This window comes from Vibrio sp. HI00D65 (genome assembly GCF_001635455.1).
GTDB lineage: Bacteria > Pseudomonadota > Gammaproteobacteria > Enterobacterales > Vibrionaceae > Vibrio.
In genome coordinates, this window is sequence record NZ_LWEH01000608.1 from 33,942 (window position 1) to 50,315 (window position 16,374).

17 protein-coding genes and 1 pseudogene are annotated in these 16,374 nt (G+C 44.0%); 10 read left to right on the top strand and 8 right to left on the bottom strand.

The window, feature by feature from the left end; all coding sequences use genetic code 11:
• Positions 1-22 precede the first annotated feature (22 nt).
• Complete coding sequence (locus A3712_RS24310) at positions 23-1,894, top strand: methyl-accepting chemotaxis protein (RefSeq protein WP_063525283.1); 1,872 nt, start codon at positions 23-25, stop codon at positions 1,892-1,894.
• Positions 1,895-2,001: 107 nt separating this feature from the next.
• Here A3712_RS24310 and A3712_RS24315 read toward each other — a convergent pair whose 3' ends face one another.
• Entirely contained in the window at positions 2,002-3,408 is a 1,407-nt protein-coding gene (locus tag A3712_RS24315) for an alpha-amylase family protein (protein ID WP_063525284.1), read from the bottom strand.
• 274 nt (positions 3,409-3,682) lie between these two features.
• The gene (gene ppiC, locus A3712_RS24320; protein ID WP_269451443.1) at positions 3,683-4,048 is read right to left on the bottom strand and encodes a peptidylprolyl isomerase PpiC; all 366 of its coding nucleotides are present in this window, start codon (positions 4,046-4,048) and stop codon (positions 3,683-3,685) included.
• A 126-nt stretch (positions 4,049-4,174) separates the two neighbouring features.
• Here ppiC and A3712_RS24325 point away from each other — a divergent pair, with 126 nt between their 5' ends.
• Positions 4,175-5,089: a chemotaxis protein gene (locus A3712_RS24325; protein ID WP_063525286.1), complete on the top strand. Its 915-nt coding sequence runs from the start codon at positions 4,175-4,177 to the stop codon at positions 5,087-5,089.
• Positions 5,090-5,134: 45 nt separating this feature from the next.
• Here the strand turns inward: A3712_RS24325 and A3712_RS24330 are convergent.
• The 4 genes and pseudogenes from A3712_RS24330 to hutW all read right to left on the bottom strand — a co-directional run bounded on the left by A3712_RS24330 (position 5,135) and on the right by hutW (position 8,518).
• A pseudogene (locus A3712_RS24330) lies at positions 5,135-5,685 on the bottom strand (ATP:cob(I)alamin adenosyltransferase).
• Positions 5,686-5,863: 178 nt separating this feature from the next.
• Positions 5,864-6,394 (bottom strand): heme utilization protein HutZ, encoded by a 531-nt coding sequence (hutZ, locus tag A3712_RS24335; protein WP_063525287.1) that lies wholly within the window; start codon positions 6,392-6,394, stop codon positions 5,864-5,866.
• A 135-nt stretch (positions 6,395-6,529) separates the two neighbouring features.
• Positions 6,530-7,051, bottom strand: coding sequence for a heme utilization cystosolic carrier protein HutX (hutX, locus tag A3712_RS24340; protein WP_063525288.1), 522 nt, complete (start codon positions 7,049-7,051; stop codon positions 6,530-6,532).
• Positions 7,052-7,108: 57 nt separating this feature from the next.
• Positions 7,109-8,518, bottom strand: coding sequence for a heme anaerobic degradation radical SAM methyltransferase ChuW/HutW (hutW, locus tag A3712_RS24345; RefSeq protein WP_063525289.1), 1,410 nt, complete (start codon positions 8,516-8,518; stop codon positions 7,109-7,111).
• A 161-nt stretch (positions 8,519-8,679) separates the two neighbouring features.
• Between hutW and A3712_RS24350 the strand changes: the two genes are divergently transcribed.
• The 6 genes from A3712_RS24350 to A3712_RS24375 all read left to right on the top strand — a co-directional run bounded on the left by A3712_RS24350 (position 8,680) and on the right by A3712_RS24375 (position 13,603).
• The gene (locus A3712_RS24350) at positions 8,680-9,489 is read left to right on the top strand and encodes an energy transducer TonB (protein WP_063525290.1); all 810 of its coding nucleotides are present in this window, start codon (positions 8,680-8,682) and stop codon (positions 9,487-9,489) included.
• Positions 9,490-9,491: 2 nt separating this feature from the next.
• A complete protein-coding gene (locus A3712_RS24355) occupies positions 9,492-10,193 on the top strand; it encodes a MotA/TolQ/ExbB proton channel family protein (RefSeq protein ID WP_063525291.1) in 702 nt (233 codons plus the stop codon).
• Positions 10,190-10,603, top strand: a complete 414-nt coding sequence (locus A3712_RS24360) for an ExbD/TolR family protein (RefSeq protein ID WP_063525292.1) — start codon at positions 10,190-10,192, stop codon at positions 10,601-10,603. The genes A3712_RS24355 and A3712_RS24360 overlap by 4 nt, the downstream gene beginning before the upstream one ends.
• Positions 10,604-10,787: 184 nt before the next feature.
• Positions 10,788-11,678 carry a heme/hemin ABC transporter substrate-binding protein gene (locus tag A3712_RS24365; RefSeq protein ID WP_063525293.1) on the top strand — a complete coding sequence of 297 codons (891 nt, stop codon included), beginning with the start codon at positions 10,788-10,790 and terminating at the stop codon, positions 11,676-11,678.
• Positions 11,679-11,783: 105 nt separating this feature from the next.
• Entirely contained in the window at positions 11,784-12,821 is a 1,038-nt protein-coding gene (locus A3712_RS24370; protein WP_063525294.1) for a FecCD family ABC transporter permease, read from the top strand.
• Positions 12,821-13,603 carry a heme ABC transporter ATP-binding protein gene (locus A3712_RS24375; protein WP_063525295.1) on the top strand — a complete coding sequence of 261 codons (783 nt, stop codon included), beginning with the start codon at positions 12,821-12,823 and terminating at the stop codon, positions 13,601-13,603. Before A3712_RS24370 ends, A3712_RS24375 begins: the two co-directional genes overlap by 1 nt.
• Positions 13,604-13,987: 384 nt before the next feature.
• Here A3712_RS24375 and A3712_RS24380 read toward each other — a convergent pair whose 3' ends face one another.
• Positions 13,988-14,449 (bottom strand): TetR/AcrR family transcriptional regulator, encoded by a 462-nt coding sequence (locus A3712_RS24380; protein WP_004737753.1) that lies wholly within the window; start codon positions 14,447-14,449, stop codon positions 13,988-13,990.
• 530 nt (positions 14,450-14,979) lie between these two features.
• On the opposite strand from A3712_RS24380, the gene A3712_RS24385 reads away from it, so the two are divergent.
• Entirely contained in the window at positions 14,980-15,279 is a 300-nt protein-coding gene (locus A3712_RS24385; protein ID WP_004737752.1) for a YfcZ/YiiS family protein, read from the top strand.
• 37 nt (positions 15,280-15,316) lie between these two features.
• Here the strand turns inward: A3712_RS24385 and A3712_RS24390 are convergent, their stop codons facing one another.
• Entirely contained in the window at positions 15,317-15,613 is a 297-nt protein-coding gene (locus A3712_RS24390; protein WP_063525398.1) for a YnjH family protein, read from the bottom strand.
• A gap of 122 nt (positions 15,614-15,735) precedes the next feature.
• On the opposite strand from A3712_RS24390, the gene A3712_RS24395 reads away from it, so the two are divergent.
• Entirely contained in the window at positions 15,736-16,335 is a 600-nt protein-coding gene (locus A3712_RS24395; RefSeq protein WP_063525296.1) for a hypothetical protein, read from the top strand.
• Positions 16,336-16,374 lie beyond the last annotated feature (39 nt).

Here is a 16,374-nt window from a genome sequence, read left to right on the forward strand (position 1 = left end):
CCTGTGAGAAGGGGAAAATTCAATGAAATTTAGCCATAAGGTGGTTGCTGCATCATCAGCCTTGCTGCTAGTGACAGTATCATTGCTTTCAATACAACAACTTTACACTGTGAAAAGTGCTGTACAGAACAACGTAAATGCGAGCCTAGAAGAGATGGTATCTGGTGTTAAGAACACCGTGGTATCAGAAATGGACGCTAAAAAAGCATTGGCGCAGTCGACGACTGAAGTCATCGAAATTAACCCTCAAAATCGCACCTACGTTAAAACTATTCTTGAAAAGTCAAAGCTTAAAAACAGCTTCCTAGCCGTTGGTTTTGGTTATGAAGCAAACGGTTTCGTTATCGAGAATGATGACGGTTGGGAAGCGGGTCCAGATTACGACCCTCGAATTCGCCCTTGGTATATTGATGCTAAATCCAAAAACAGTTTAGTAGTCACCGCTCCTTATGTGGACGCATCAAGCAAGAAGGTGATCATCTCAGTTGGTACTCCAGTTAAAGACAACGGCCGCTTCACAGCAGGTATGTTCTACGATTTGGAACTCACTAACCTGGCGACATTGATCAACCAAGTAAACCTATTTGATGCAGGCTACCTATTCCTTGTGACTGCTGATGGTACAACGATCGCTCACCCGAACGCGAAAAACAACGGTGAAGTGCTTTCAAGCTACATGCCACAAGCAACCATTCGTGAGGGCTCTCAAGAGATCGAAGTCGACGGTAAGATGTTCCTAGTTAACTTCACTCATATCCCAAGTGAAGATTGGTACATTGGTGCCATCCTTGATGAAGAGATCGCTTACCAAACGGTTGAAGACTTGAAACACAGCTCAATGATCTATTCTTTGATCGCTGTGGTTCTTAGTATCGTTGCACTCACGGTTCTGATTCGTGTGCTAATGCGTCCACTGGATGCTCTTAACGAAGCGATTCAAGACGTAGCGAGTGGTCAAGGTGACCTGACTAAGCGTCTAGATACCAACACAGACAAAGAGTTCTCTGACTTAGCAAAAGGCTTCAATACCTTCACTGAAAACCTACAAAATCAAATCATTCAATCGAAGGCGATTGGTGTGGAGATTAAACGTGGTACTGAAATCACAGTAAGAGGTGCTGGTGAGTCAGCAAGCGCTATGAGCACTCAACTGCAAGAGCTAGAGCAGCTTGCGACTGCAATGAACGAGATGGCGGTAACGGCAACTGAAGTAGCCAATAATGCTCAAGGTGCAGCAGCTGCGGCTCGTGAAGCGGACGAGGCTACATTAGACGGCACATCGGTCGTAAGTGAAACCACACAAGCGATTGATCACCTATCAGAGCGTATCGACCAAGCCGTTGCTGAAGTACAAGTTCTAGAATCAGCAACAGCGAACATTGAAACGATTCTTAAGGTAATTAACGATATCGCGGATCAAACCAACCTATTGGCACTAAACGCAGCGATCGAGGCAGCGCGTGCAGGTGAATCTGGTCGTGGTTTTGCTGTCGTAGCGGATGAAGTTCGTACTCTGGCACAGCGTACTCAAGAGTCGACAACTGAAATACGCAACATGATTGAACAACTTCAAGCCGGTGCGAGCTCAGTATCGAATGCGATGAACCAAAGTAAAGACACAGCTACTGACGCCGTTGAACGAGCTCAGCAAGCCAACTCTTCACTAGACCGCATCCGTGACGCCATTCAACGCATTTCTGATATGAATATTCAGATTGCATCAGCGGCAGAAGAGCAGAGCTTAGTGGCGGAAGAAATCAACAACAACACGGTTAAGATCAAAGACCTTTCAACACAAGTGTCTACTGCTGCTCAAGAAGCAAATGCGGCAATGCAGGTGCAAACCGACAACGTTCGCCAACAAGACGAACTACTGAACAAGTTCACGGTTTAGTCACCTTTAGGTTTGAGCAGTTAGATTCCTAGCTTCAAAACAAAAAGGCCCACTTACTCACACGAGTAGGCGGGCCTTTCTTTTAATCTTTTCTTAAAGTGAGCCGATTAGCTGTTCACAAGCTCAGGGTCATTGATTGTCAGCATCATGCATTGATTGGATTCAACCTTGATCGTTACTTTACTATCAATGCAATCAATCACTTTGCCTGAAAGCAAGTCCATTACTGGTCCAGTCCAAGAGAGCGATACCGTTTTACTTCGCTTAGACTTATTGATCACTACAATACCTTTGTCCCCACGAACAAACACCATTAAGTCATCATTAGCCTCAACCACACGCATCGCTTCACCATGAACATAATTGTGAAATTGAATCATGCTTTTCATATATGGCGCTTGCCAATCATTGAGCCAACGAGGCTGGCCATGTTGATCCAGAATACCACTGGTGCTCAGCTCACTGTATATAAGCGGCACACCACCATCACGACCAAGAATGAAAGCGTGAGCAAGACGCTCATCAACTTCATCCATGATGTGTTCCAAGAACACATCATTGTTTGGGATATCATGGGTCACAGCAAAGGTGATAGCTCTCATGTTCGATAGAGCTTGGCCAAAGCAGTAAGGGTTGATCAAAGACTTAAAACTGCCATGCTCTTCAAACGCTTTGTAGATAGTATTAAACAGTGGAAAATCGTAAGCGCCTAAACGAGTGTGCTTTAGATAGGGCTCGAGAAATAGTTGGTACTCTTCCTCCGTCGCGCCACCATCAGTGATGATTTCACCAAAGATATGCATTTCTTCACATATATCATCCGTCCACACTTTTCTAAGGTGTGACAGTGTCATGTGTTTTGCTGCATCGATACGAAAGCCTTTCACACCAATCGCTTTTAGAGCTTTTAAATACGCTCGCTGCTGCGTGACCACATTGTCGTTGTGGAGCAATGTTGGCAGGCCCGGATCACTGGCTCCCCCTGTAATGCGCCCGTTTTGAACTTCCCACGTATCTTTCCAGTTTTTGATGCCGAACGCTTCTACAAAGTCATTTTCATTAAAAAGTGGCTTAGACAGATCACCAAACAAACGAATTGATTCATAGTATTCATGAGCATTTTGATAAGACGTCAGATCCTGTGCGTTTGGATACGTTAAATCGCTGCGGATACTAGATTCATTCGCCATGTGGTTGAATACCACATCGACATAAGTACGAAGGCCGTGCTGCTTTAGTGCCTTCACCATCGCAATAAAATCGATCGTATCACCGAGTTGGTTATCAATCATACGATAGTCTTGTGGTTGATAACGTTGCCACCACTGAGTTCGAGACGCTCGACCGCTATCTTTGGACGCGCGTAGTGATTTCATCGCTGGTGAAACTAAAACCGATTTATATCCCAACTCCTGAATCAGTGGGGCGTTCTTCATTACGTCAGCATAGCACCAGTCAAAAGCATGCAAGATAACATCTGTCGCTGGGTTGCTTAACATAGCTGAACTCTCCATGTTGTTCTCCTACCAAACTCGTTTACAGCTTTCTAGACAAGCTAAAGGCAAAGCTGTTTAAATGTCCTCAAGAATGGCATTTATTATATGAGTTACTCATTAAAACCCCTCCTCCTCCTCGTAATTACTCGTGGTGGATGATGAAGGGCGTAGCATTAATTATCGCATCGCGTCTGGGATGAACACTCAGCCATAATCCAATTAAATTCATCAAAAAGTCACAAAAAAGGAGCATATATACGCTCCTTTTATTCCATCTAATACATATCTTACACTAGGTTCTATAAAGAACCTTAACCACGTGCCAGCCAAATTTCGTTTTAACAAGATGTGGGATCAGCGTCTCGCCAGAGAAACAAACCTTATCAAACTGAGGCACCATCTGCCCTTTACGAAACTCACCTAAATCGCCGCCCTTTTTACCAGATGGACATGTTGAGTACTTCTTTGCTAGCGTTTGAAACTTAGCGCCTTTTTTAAGCTGCTTGATGATGTCTTCTGCTTGTTCTTTGTGCTTCACCAAAATATGAAGCGCTGCTGCTGTTCTTGCCATGATAACTCTCAGTTTGTTGCAGTCTGCTTGCCGACTTATTTCATCGACAGCGGGTATTTCGCGTGATTTTAACCCAAGCGCTACCATTCTTCACTCAATAACCGAAAACAACCACCTTAAAGCCCCTAAAAACCGTATAGTTACTTGCCGCGGCTGTTATTTACCTTTAAATTATTCGTTATAAATTAAGCGTATAGTAAACAGGAGCCACTTATGGCCAAACCGATAAGTAAAGCGAGTCAGTCACAGGGAATGTTAATGTTTAAGCTGTCCCTCACTCAAAGTTTTGCTATTGGCACGCTTAAAGTCAGGGAAATTGTTCCTTTTCAACCAATGACCCAAATCCCCTATTCTCATCACCATGTGATTGGCACCGCGACCATTCGCGACCTTACGGTTCCTGTCATTGATATGTCTGCCGCGATTGGCTTTCGTCCGATCACTCCAGCTGAATACCAAGATTGTGTACTCATCGTGACGGATTGCTTGAGAACTGTAGTCGCATTTTTGGTTCGCTCAATCGATAAAATCATCGAATGTGATTGGAAGAGCATTGAGTCGCCACCAGCAAGCGTAGGGCGAAATGTGTTTGTGACAGGCATTACGCGCTTTGAAGATCGTATCGTACAGATGCTCGATGTCGAACTTCTGCTCTCCAAGATCTACCCAGATTATGAGAACGCACAAATTCCTATGCTGACGGATGTTGAACGAGAGCGTCTAAAAGCACTGAATATCTTATTAGTGGATGACTCTTTAATTGCGCGTAAGCAGTTGTCTGATGCTCTAGACAGCATCAACATTCCTTACAGTATTTGTAACAACGGATTAGATGCGATCGACCTAATGAGACGCCAAGCTAGCGTCGGAAATGCGGTCGACCTACTGGTGAGCGATATTGAGATGCCAGGACTCGATGGCTACGAGCTTGCGTTTGAGGTTCAAAATGACAGCGCACTAAGCCATGCTTACTGTATTTTGCACACTTCACTATCGAGTGAGATCTGTGTGGATCGTGCTAATCAGGTTGGTGCCCATGAAGCACTTGAGAAGTTCAATGCAGGTGAGTTAATCGAAGCCATGTTGCGTGGCGCAAAAGTTTTAAACAACGCCTCCACGACCGCTTAAACGCTATCTTAGACTTTCATCGATTAATCAGAACAGGGCTAAACGTTAGTCTTTCTTTTTAGGCATAAAGCTTTTTGGCATCGAGTAACTCTTACTCACAAACTCCACTTCCTCAACCTCATTGATATGATTGGTATAAAACGCCAAGGCATACAGTGTATTTGCAACTAAGTTAGCGTATTTAAATAGAATTGGATCTGGAAACTTTTTGCTTTCATGGTGCTCAATACTCACCAAAGCGCGCACAACTTTCTTAGCCTGGCATGAAGTTCGCTCGATACCCGATGCCCGCCAGGCAAAACAAACCCTTTGAAGCCACCCTCTAGCTACTCGCGAATACGGTGGTAATCTTGCTTAAGCTCGACCAATTCGGACTCAGAAATCGCTAGCTTGCCACGCACCGAGCCATTCAAGTGGTAGATATTCGGCTGCAGGCGTTGCAGGATCTCACGAACATGTAGTTCCAACTCTAGAGACAGCACCAATCCAATTCGGCAACAGAGTTCATCCGATAGAATCTCAAAATTACAGATAGGACAGTCTTCATAAATAAATGGATAACAGAACTCGTCCCAATCTCGAGTCACTGGTTTCACGTAGCGATCCTTACACATAACTATTAATCAGACGCCAATATAGCAAACTCTTTAGTTGAGTCTGCTTTTATCATCTCAATGGCACTCAATTTCTTAGGTTACAAATGAAATAACAGAGACAATCAAACGAAAAAAGCCCTCCAAAATGGAGGGCTTCTTAGTAATCCTTTAAATGGGATTACTCGTTCGATACTTTTTTGTGACCTTCTTGCAGGTGAACAAAGTCAACTAGGTCATCACCAGATACTTGGTACGCTTGACCAAAACCTTTAACGAACAGGCCGTTCTCTGCTTTCAAGTTGAATAAAGAGAAATCTTGAAGCTGGCTCAAGCCATCAATGACCTCGCCAAAGCGCTCTTGCATCTGGCCAATCACTTGAGTCCAAAGCTCAGTTTCACGCTCAACAACACTTGCTTGCGCATCAAACGTTAAACGCTTACGCGCGTATAGCTGCTTTGAGCTCTCTTCATCTTCAATCATCATCAAAGAAACTTGTGGGTTCGCTTTCAAGTTACGAGCGTGACGAGCAATATCAGAAATTAGAACAAAGTAACCTTCTTGGTTTTGAACGAAAGGCGCGTAGCTCACGTTCGGGCGGCCCTCTTCATCAACCGTTGCCAGTTGAAGGGTACGGCGCTCTTGGCGAAACTCTTTAATTTCTGGACCTAGGCGACCTTGTAGACGTTCTTGTTTTACTTGTTGTTCCATGGGTAATTCCTTTCTTCGCTTTCTCTGATTTATTATGTTTGATCGAGGCTGAGCGACCCTAGTGGCGATTTACAACGACCATTAATCTATGTGGTCCTCGAGCATGAATGTTTTATTAACTGCTGCTGATTTTTCTTAAGCTTGTTCTTTTAGTGCTTTAAAGCGTTCTACTTGGTCGGCGATAAGCTCACGCTTTTCATTGCGGCCTAGGTAAATCTTGAAAATGTTCTCACCTGTTTCACTAAAGAAACCAAAGTAATGACTTTCACGCCCCATGAACGCTTTGCTCACCAAACCGATGTGTTTGATATTGTCTAACTTAAGGTGACCGTGAAGCTCGCCATCTTTACCCATCAAATTGTAGTAGCCACGCGCTACTTTACCTTTAGGGAATGGCGCTTTTACTTCAAAGATAGAGCCAAATGAGTGCACGATCGTGGTGACTGGTCCCCAACCCACTAAGCCTTCCAAAATTTCTTGAGCACGGCTGCCATCTAGCATCACTGCCATGTCGTTTGGAAAAGCAGCGACGACTTCAACCTCTGAAACGCCAAGCTTCTCTGCAATAGCAGTTGGCAGCAGTTTTGGTTCTTCTTCTAGGATGTGTGCGACACGTTGCTCTAGAGTTTCTGTTACTTCTAATGTTGTATCTGTCATTGAATATATTTCCGTATAAACATGTAATTACGTAAGTTAAAAAATGAAAATTCTATATTAAGCGTACTTCAAACTCGCGTGTGGATGAACACCCGTTGCTGCTGCTTTCGGAGCGGGGTTCGCAGCTTGATACTCGCCGTTAAGCACTTGAATAACACTCTGAGCTAGGCTTACTGCCCAAAAGCTGCCAGCAATAGTAAGACTCAGATAATCTTCTGAAACCTCAACTAAACCATTCTGTTCCCAATGTCCGAATAGAGGTTTCAGGTAATCGAAGGTGTCTTGTCCCATGAAGCTTGGAAGTGTGCTTCTTCTAACCACACCAGAATCAAAGCCGGCCTTTAATGTGGAGAACGTCGATTCCAAGGCACTCTGTTTGGTCATCATGGCTATTGGTAATTGCCCTTGCTTAATAGACTCCATGTAGCTGTCTAAAGTTCGGTGTTGCATCACACCATGACCACCGATATTGCCACCAGCACCACAACCAATAGGCAAAACCTCGGCATAAGTTTTCGCTAAACTGTTGTAAATACTGCGTTCACGATTGTCGCGAGTCCAGTGATTAACGCTCAGCTGTTTAACCTTGTGCTTAGCCATGAACTCAACACCCGCTAAATACATGCTTGCTTTATCTGGCGTATTAGCCGGTGGTGGGATCTTCCCTTTCTCAACCAGATTAAGCATAGGAGCACTGCCCCCAACAATCAGTTGGTAAAGGTCAATACCGTGTGCTCCCGTCGACATGTAGTCTTCCAGATCTTGTTGGAACACATCCATAGATTGGTATGGTAGACCATACAGTAGATCGAGAACGATCGGTGCTTGCTCAGTGCGGCTTAAAGAGCTGATACGTTCTAGAACCACTTCACGGTCATCTAAACGTTTCGCGCTGCGTCGTACTTTGGTGTTGAAACTTTGAATACCAAATGAGAATCGGTTGAAGCCACCTTCAAGTGCACAATCAAACATGTCATCACCGAATCGGTTGATGCGCCCTTCTAAGGTCATTTCAACATCATTGGCGAGTGGGAAGTACTGGCGAATAGCCTTGCCTAATAGCTCGACTTGTTTAGGCGACAAATCGGTTGGAGTTCCCCCACCGATATAAACGGCATTAAACAGCCCAGACTGTGCCCATGGTGTTTTGGCTTTTTGCTTTAGTTCGACCATCAATGCATCGAAGTACTCGTCTACCAATTTGCGACTTGCCGCATTTTGGAAAAAATTACAGAAAGTACAACGCACGCGACAAAAAGGAATATGGATATACAAGCAACGCTTATCGTATTTTTTCCCTTCACTCAACATCAGTTCATCAAAGAGCTCCAACTTCTTGCTCGGATCAACCGGAATTGAGCTTCCTCCGGCGTGTGCAGAATGCTTTTTGGCAAACGCAAAACGAAGCGGATCAGGGCTAGAAACGCCCAAGATTGATTCGTCAAATTTATAAATATCAAGACTCATATAATCTCTCTAAACACTTACATAGCAAAGCCTGGAAGACTATTCGCTAAAAACTGAGAGAATCATAAATAGCCACAAATGATAATGCAATTGATAATTGATCTTATTTAGATTCTAAGCAATAATCCGGTACAGAATTTAGATTTGGTAAAGGATTGAAAGTGAACGTTCCTAGGTATGTTATTGCAGGCGGTGCATCGTTAGTGATTCATGCGGCGCTATTATTTGTCGCTCAAGAATCCAAAGTATTTGCGATGCCTGCAGGTAGCCAATCGAACACGGTATCGATCAACTTCACTCCGAAGAGCACACCTTCTCAAGCTCAACAAAAAACGGTCACTGAGTCCGTCGAACCAGAACCAATCAAAGAACCTGTTTCAAAGGCAGAACCTAAACCAGTCGAGCCAAAAACTGTTGAGCCAAAACAGGCTAAACCAACACCGAAGAAAAAGGCGATCACCAATAAGCCACAGCCAAAAAAAGTCGAAAAGAAGATTGGTAAAAAGAAGCCGGTTCAAAAAAAGTCAGTTGCTGAAAAGAAGGTCTTTAAGAAAGAGCGCCCTGAGCCAAAAGCAAAGTCAAAACCTACGCCACAACCAGAAAAGTTAGCCGACAAGAAAGTCGATAAGAATATGGACGAGTCCGCCAACCAGTCTCAGGAAGTAAACCAAGGCCTATCAAACAAAGAGCCCGTATTAATCACGAAGCCATCATTTTCTTCTCGCCCTACACCGCCGAACTACCCTCGCCAAGCACGACGTCGAGGTATAGAGGGTGTAGCAACTTACGAGATCTGGCTAGACGCTGAAGGTAAACAAGTTAAACAAGCATTAGTAAATTCATCAGGCGCACTGATGCTCGACAACGCCGCATTAGAAGCCATTAAACAATGGAAGTTCTCACCTCACACTGTCAACGGCCGAGCAATCGCTCACCGTGTACAAATACCTGTTCGTTTTAGGTTGGATTAATCATGCAACAAATCAGTTACTTACAAGATCAACTTGGCTTAATGACTTGGCCGCTTCTCATCTGTTCAGCACTATCGGCAATGATCATCGCTGAGCGAATCTTCCAAGTTATGTTCAGCATTGGTGTTGGGAAACGTGCTATTCGCCGCGAGCTAAACCAAATTTCACCAACTAATAGCCAAGAAATCGAAGCACTTGCTCATTCAATTTCAGGCAAAAGACCTTTGCTCTACAAAGGTGTATCTATGCTGCTCGCTCACCACTCATTTGCAAAAGGGTTACGTGAAGATGCCGCTGGTATTTGGCTTCAAGAAAAACGCCACCAACTGCACGCAGGATTAAGACTGTTGGGGTTGATCGGTGTTATCAGCCCACTTATCGGCCTACTTGGCACGGTACTTGGCCTTATCGAGATGTTTAAAGGTGTTGCAGCGACAACAGGCAGCATCACACCCAATGATTTGGCAGATGGACTTGGTTTAGCAATGAGAACGACCGCTGCTGGCTTGATGATTGCTCTACCTGCTATCTCTGGTGCGCAACTGCTCGGGCTATGGGCGGATAGAGTGCTAGCGCAACTTGAACATACTCTGAATTACGTAAATGTGTGGCTAGAAGGCATGTCCATCCAAACAAACCAGTCTGGCGATGTAAATCATTCGTCTGCAAGCCAAGCCTCTGTGGGTGATGTGAGCCAAGCATGATTAAAACGCCAAACTCGTCCAATACACAAAGCCTAACTCCTGACTTAACACCACTGCTCGACATCATTTTTATCGTGATGGTTTTTCTACTGCTTACGGCTTCAGTAAAGCTGGAGTCGCTTGAAGTTGACCTACCAAGTTCAGACGTCAAAAACGTTTCAGAAGTCCACAAAGATTCGATTAGCGTCAATATCTTAGAGCATGAACCTTACTGGGCTATCAACGGAAAAGAGTACATTGAATGGGAAAACTTCAAGATCGCCTTATTGGAAGAAACAGGCTCAACGGATAAAAAGCCAATCATTATTGGGGCCGATAAAGCTGCCAACGTTGAGAACTTAGTGAAGCTATTGTCTTTCCTTCAAGAAAACGGAATTCCTGCGACTCAGTTGCTCACTGACGATGGCTAGAGCTACTCGATAACTTGAAACAAACACGATAGTTAGAACAACACATTATTCAGAAGGCTTGGCCCTTGGTTGCTTAGACCAAACGGCCGGAACCGAGCCTCTTTATTGATTAGAAACTCACAATGCGAACGAACTGCTCACTGAGAATCTTCGCGAAACAAAAAGACAGTATAAAGACACTATTATGAACAATTTAAACGTGCTAAATAAATTAAAGACCAAGGCTTCTCTCTTTTCATTGGCAGCAATGAGCTTATTTCTTAGCGCACCAACCACAATGGCCAACGACATTGAACAACCGCGAATCATCAGTGCTGGCAGCGCCGTTACAGAATTGGTTTTAGCGCTTGGCGCAGAAGAACAATTAGTTGGCATTGATGTGACCAGTCGCTTCCCTCAATCTGAAAAACTGCCAAAGATCGGCTACCACAGAAACCTATCTGCGGAAGGTTTGCTTGCTTTAGAGCCAACAACACTGATTGGTTCTGATGAGATGGGGCCGGACAATGCGATCTTTCAACTCAAATCTGCGGGCGTCAATGTCGAAATCGTAAACACTGAGGCTAACGTTGAAGGGCTACTAAAACGTATCGACCAAATCGCAAAGATCACCCACACCGAAGATCACTCAAAGCAAGTCAAAGCCGAAGTGAATCAGAAGGTTGCGGCACTTAAAGCAAATCAAGTACCAAGCAACCAAGCCAAGAAAGTACTGTTCCTATTGCTGCACGAAGGTCGCCCTGCCAACGTAGCGGGTGGTGAAACATCACCAAATGCGATCATTGAATTGGCTGGCGGTATCAACCCAGCAGCTCAAAGCCTTACATCTTACAAACCATTATCAATGGAATCGCTTGTAGAGATGCAACCTGATGTCATTTTAGTGAGTGGTCGCAGTTACCAAAAAATGGGCGGCGCTGATGCGATTCTTAAGTCGTTACCTATGTTAGCGGCAACCCCTGCAGGTATGAACAAGCAAATCATCACTGTAAATGGCAGCGCTTTAGTGGGCGGACTTGGTCTGGAAAGCCTTTCAGAAGCGAAACGACTAAACGCACTTATCTATCCGCTATAACTCGACTACCTATTCCAACTATTGCTGTAGCCTGGCTCCATCACCAATCCTTAGAACCATGTTGGTTATGCGCCTTCTGGATAGCAATAGACATTGAGGCCATTTATGTTGCTACGATCCGTCCCCCTAAAAACAACGATGTTAGGCCTAGGTGCAACCCTAGCCTTTGTTGCGCTGTACTCAATCACTGTTGGGCCAATGAATATTAGTTTAATGGACAGCACAACGAGCTTAGTTATTCCAAACAATGACTTAGCGCCTCACATCAATTTAGTCATTCAAGAGATTCGACTGCCTAGAACCATATTATGCATGCTAATTGGTGCCATTCTTGCACTATGCGGTGCTGTTATGCAGGGGCTATTCCGTAACCCACTCGCTGAGCCTGGCATCATTGGCGTGTCTGCCGGTGCGGCCTTAGGGGCTGCGCTAGCTATCGTTCTGTTCTCTGAGCTTTCGCTTCAATACTCGGCATTCATGAACTTTGCCGCAGTACCTGTCTTTGCTTTCTTGGGCGGCGCTCTAACCACATTGTTGGTTTACAAACTTGGTACTGGCAAATTCGGAACTTCAGTAACTATCATGCTACTAGCAGGTGTCGCGATCAGCGCACTTTCAGGTGCAGGGATAGGCTTCTTAAACTTCATCGCTGATGATCAAATGCTGCGTGACCTTTCGCTATGGTCGATGGGCTCATTAGCTGGCGCTAAATGGTCAGGGATTATACTTGCTGCAATTACGCTCGTTGGACTGTTCGTCATTTTCTACCGACAGGCGATGTCTCTGAATGCCCTACTCTTAGGTGAATCAGAAGCGCAACACCTGGGTATTCCAGTTCAAAAACTGAAACGACAGCTGATTCTACTGACAGCAGCTGGTGTGGGTATCACGGTAAGCCTATCTGGCATGATTGGTTTTATCGGACTGGTTATCCCACATTTAGGTCGCATGCTCGCAGGCCCTGATCACCGAGTTCTGTTACCTTTATCAGCGGTACTAGGCGCACTACTATTAACAGCAGCAGACATGTGCTCACGCGTTGCTCTTGCCCCAGCAGAGCTACCAGTAGGAATTGTCACCGCGATTATTGGCGCACCCTTCTTCTTGTACCTACTATTCCAACAGAAAGGGAGAATCCTTTAATGTTTCCTGCAGCGCTAAAAGCGACCGATATTGAAGTAAAGTTCGGCAGTAAAAAGATACTAGATAGTGTATCCATAGAGATTGAAGCAGGAAAAGTAACCACGCTGCTTGGCCCAAATGGAGCCGGAAAAAGCACTCTGCTCAAAGCCTTATGCCAGGAAATATCCAGTACTGGCGACATTCAATATTTTGGGCATGGTAAAGACAAATGGCCTTCACACAAGTTGGCGAAACATCTGGCTATGCTTCCTCAACACAGTACGTTGACATTCCCGTTTCTGGCGCACGAAGTTGTCGAGCTTGGTGGCATACCACTGCAAGAGTCAAACAAGACACTGACCAATATCGCGAACCAAAAGATGGACATCGCCGATGTATCTCACTTAGGAGAGAGACTTTATCCTTCTCTTTCCGGTGGTGAAAAGCAGAGAGTTCATTTGGCTCGAATACTCACTCAACTCCACCACTCTGGCGACCAATGCATTTTGATGCTTGATGAACCCACCTCTGCATTGGATCTCGCCCACCAGCACAATACGCTAAAGATCGCGAGAGAACTTGCAGACAATCACAATGCAGCCGTTATCGTGGTGTTGCACGATCTAAACTTAGCGGCTCAGTATTCCGACCGATTGGTGGTGTTGAAAGATGGCAATTTAGTGTGTGATGGCAGCCCTTGGGAAGCTCTCAGGCCGTCAATGATTGAGGATGTTTATGGGTATAAAAGCATCGTAGAAAAACACCCTACGATGAGCTTCCCTCAGGTACACCCGGCACAATAAACTCGATTTAGATCCGGCTCATTTTTGACATTGCCACGAATGACAATCAAATCATTAAAAGCCTCAATTTTATCGAGGCTTTTTTATTGGCTCATCACCTCTCTCCCTCCTTAAACTCAATTTTACCACTAACCATAGCGATGCTCCCAAAACGTATCACCTAGAGCCTTAAAGGCGCTAGAAATAAACACTATCAGTAGACACTCGCCAAGTTAGATTGGAAAAGGTGAGCACAAGGCTGATGTAAGCCTATAAAAAGAAATATCGCTATTAGAGACACGAATAAACGAGCTGCTTTAGAGAGTGACAAAAGAAAGAAGTGAGAGATGTAAGGCGATAGGAACAAAAAAAGCTCCCTCAGGAGCTTCTTTAAGTACGTATTGATTATTGGCTCATACGAATCAGTGATTTACCAATCAACCACTCAAGTTCTTTACCGCTTGTATCACCAAACTGAGTCTCAGTTAGCTTGTAAAGACGATCAATACCGTTTGCCGCAAATTCGTGTGCGTTTTCAGCTGTAACGATATGGTGGAAAAGTAAACGTAAGATTGCTAGGAACTCAGCGTCTTCAAGCGCTTTAACCCAGCTAGCTGAAAATGCATCAAGACCATTTTCGAAATCAATATGCTCCATGAACATCTTAAAGATTCGACCGTCTAGAGCAGCTGTAAAATCTGTTTTCTTTGGAAAGTGGTGGCTTATACCTGTACGAGAAACGCCCGTTTGCTGACTCAACGTCGTGTATGACATCTTGTCGTAACCCAACCTTAGTAACTGGTCTACAACGGCATCCATAATCTTCTGGATTGTGATTTCTGTATCTTCTTTACTACGCTTTGGCATATTCAGGCTCTTCTCTTTGTAAATCCATCTAACTCAATAAAATGAAGTCAGAATGAAAATTGTTATCAGCATTATGTGAGCAAGGCATTTTTTCGCAAGCATTTCCATTAAAATACCCGCCAGTACTTCGCATAAACAACTTTACAGTGCTGCCTCTTTGGGCACTTTGTCTAATTATTCTTCGAAAGTAACCCTACCGCTCTAAGTGGTTAATCAAAAATAACTACTTGGAATATCAAATACCCAACAATAAATTCATTTTATACATACCTATCAAGCAATAGATAGTCTTATAAAATTAGTCACGACGCAACTAACTGAATGATATTATAACAAATTAATGACACTGCTTTTCAAAAAAACATGAGATAGATCACATACATATTTGTCGGCATGAATGTACGTATTCATTTAACCCCACGACAAACAACATAGCATACCAATACAAATTAGTTCAAAGATTTTAATTTTTGTAGATACAGTTCAAATTGCTCGATAGAATAACCTCAGATTTTGTAGGAGGATTATTTATGAGCCAAGATATGGGTAACAACGACGTATGTGAAGCTTGCGGCTGTGCAGGCGAAATCGGGTTCATCATTAAAGAAGGTGACGATGTTGCTGAAGTAACTGTATACGGCAACTCGAAAGCACTAATTGAAGCTGAATTTGCAAAGTACGTAGAGCTGGCAAAGCAAGTATCTAGCAATGTTGAGTATGAAGCGTCAGAAATGACCGAAGAAAGTACTGAATTGCATGCACGCTTCAAGTTCGAAGTAAGCGCAGAAAAGATTATTTTCGAACTTAAGACTCGCTCTCTAGCGCGTTAACATAAGCATTTATGCTCTTATATAAAGACGAGTAAAATTACTCGTCTTTTTTTATTTGTATCCAAGCAAGTGCCCCGTTCGTTTCAAAATTGTTTTCCGCAGCACACTGAATCACAACACCAGAGACTTCGAGTACCGCTCCAATGCTGTATGCCTTGTCATCGTAATAACAAACTCGTTGTTGTTGACCGCTTTGAGTAACGACCACCGCAGCCTTCCCAGGTGTTGAAATTACTTTATTCGCACTGGCAGACATTGAGCAAAACATTGCACTTGCTACCAAGACGCTCTTAATTATTTGTATATTTACTCTAGTCATCAATTTACCTGCCATTGTCGCTGAATTTCTGATTAGCCAAACGATTTCTATTTTATCTACCGCCAAATAGGTAAAACACTATGCGAGAATAATTTTTCCATTATAGTGTTAGCGTCTATCGTAATAAGAAGCCTGTTATGCTGAGAATGATTGCACTTATTATTGGTTCTTTAACCATAACAAATATCAGTGCAGAACCAATCGATCACTATCAAATATTGAACCATCTGGACAATTACGGAAACTTATATCTCCGAAATAAGCCTTACACAGCACTTCCAACCGGTTTAGTGGTCGATGGTAATCTTAATATCGAAAACACCTCGATCACACGTTTACCCAAAGGGCTTGATATTAAAGGCAGCCTCAAGGCTTTTAATAGTCAGCTAACCAGAGTAGCAAGTGGTGTAAAAATCAAAGGCTACGCCGACTTGATGGGTAGCAAAATCACCAGTTGGCCAAAAGGCGTCAAAGTCGGCGGGTTCATTAATTTCACTGACACTCCATTGCAAAGACTGCCCAACGGCCTGCGAGTGAGAGGCGACCTCAGTGTGATTCGTACCCCTTTAACCGAACTACCGAATGGCATTGTGATTGACGGTGACCTATATATCGGCGGCTCAGCAATTACTGCATTCCCAGAGACGATGACGGTAAAAGGCAATATCTATTTAGGTGGCAACACCGTCAAGACTTGGCCAACAAATTTGGACCTTGGCGGTGCAGTGGCGCGCTAGCCTTCCCCGCAGCTTTGCCTCTTTCCATCAAAAGTATAA

What these genes read in the sequence shown, in the direction of transcription:
- A3712_RS24310 (WP_063525283.1), top strand. Translation starts at nt 23, where the DNA reads ATGAAATTTAGCCATAAGGTGGTTGCTGCATCATCAGCCTTGCTGCTA.
- A3712_RS24315 (WP_063525284.1), bottom strand. Translation starts at nt 3,408, where the DNA reads ATGGAGAGTTCAGCTATGTTAAGCAACCCAGCGACAGATGTTATCTTG.
- ppiC (WP_269451443.1), bottom strand. Translation starts at nt 4,048, where the DNA reads ATGGTAGCGCTTGGGTTAAAATCACGCGAAATACCCGCTGTCGATGAA.
- A3712_RS24325 (WP_063525286.1), top strand. Translation starts at nt 4,175, where the DNA reads ATGGCCAAACCGATAAGTAAAGCGAGTCAGTCACAGGGAATGTTAATG.
- hutZ (WP_063525287.1), bottom strand. Translation starts at nt 6,394, where the DNA reads ATGGAACAACAAGTAAAACAAGAACGTCTACAAGGTCGCCTAGGTCCA.
- hutX (WP_063525288.1), bottom strand. Translation starts at nt 7,051, where the DNA reads ATGACAGATACAACATTAGAAGTAACAGAAACTCTAGAGCAACGTGTC.
- hutW (WP_063525289.1), bottom strand. Translation starts at nt 8,518, where the DNA reads ATGAGTCTTGATATTTATAAATTTGACGAATCAATCTTGGGCGTTTCT.
- A3712_RS24355 (WP_063525291.1), top strand. Translation starts at nt 9,492, where the DNA reads ATGCAACAAATCAGTTACTTACAAGATCAACTTGGCTTAATGACTTGG.
- A3712_RS24360 (WP_063525292.1), top strand. Translation starts at nt 10,190, where the DNA reads ATGATTAAAACGCCAAACTCGTCCAATACACAAAGCCTAACTCCTGAC.
- A3712_RS24365 (WP_063525293.1), top strand. Translation starts at nt 10,788, where the DNA reads ATGAACAATTTAAACGTGCTAAATAAATTAAAGACCAAGGCTTCTCTC.
- A3712_RS24370 (WP_063525294.1), top strand. Translation starts at nt 11,784, where the DNA reads ATGTTGCTACGATCCGTCCCCCTAAAAACAACGATGTTAGGCCTAGGT.
- A3712_RS24375 (WP_063525295.1), top strand. Translation starts at nt 12,821, where the DNA reads ATGTTTCCTGCAGCGCTAAAAGCGACCGATATTGAAGTAAAGTTCGGC.
- A3712_RS24380 (WP_004737753.1), bottom strand. Translation starts at nt 14,449, where the DNA reads ATGCCAAAGCGTAGTAAAGAAGATACAGAAATCACAATCCAGAAGATT.
- A3712_RS24385 (WP_004737752.1), top strand. Translation starts at nt 14,980, where the DNA reads ATGAGCCAAGATATGGGTAACAACGACGTATGTGAAGCTTGCGGCTGT.
- A3712_RS24390 (WP_063525398.1), bottom strand. Translation starts at nt 15,613, where the DNA reads ATGGCAGGTAAATTGATGACTAGAGTAAATATACAAATAATTAAGAGC.
- A3712_RS24395 (WP_063525296.1), top strand. Translation starts at nt 15,736, where the DNA reads ATGCTGAGAATGATTGCACTTATTATTGGTTCTTTAACCATAACAAAT.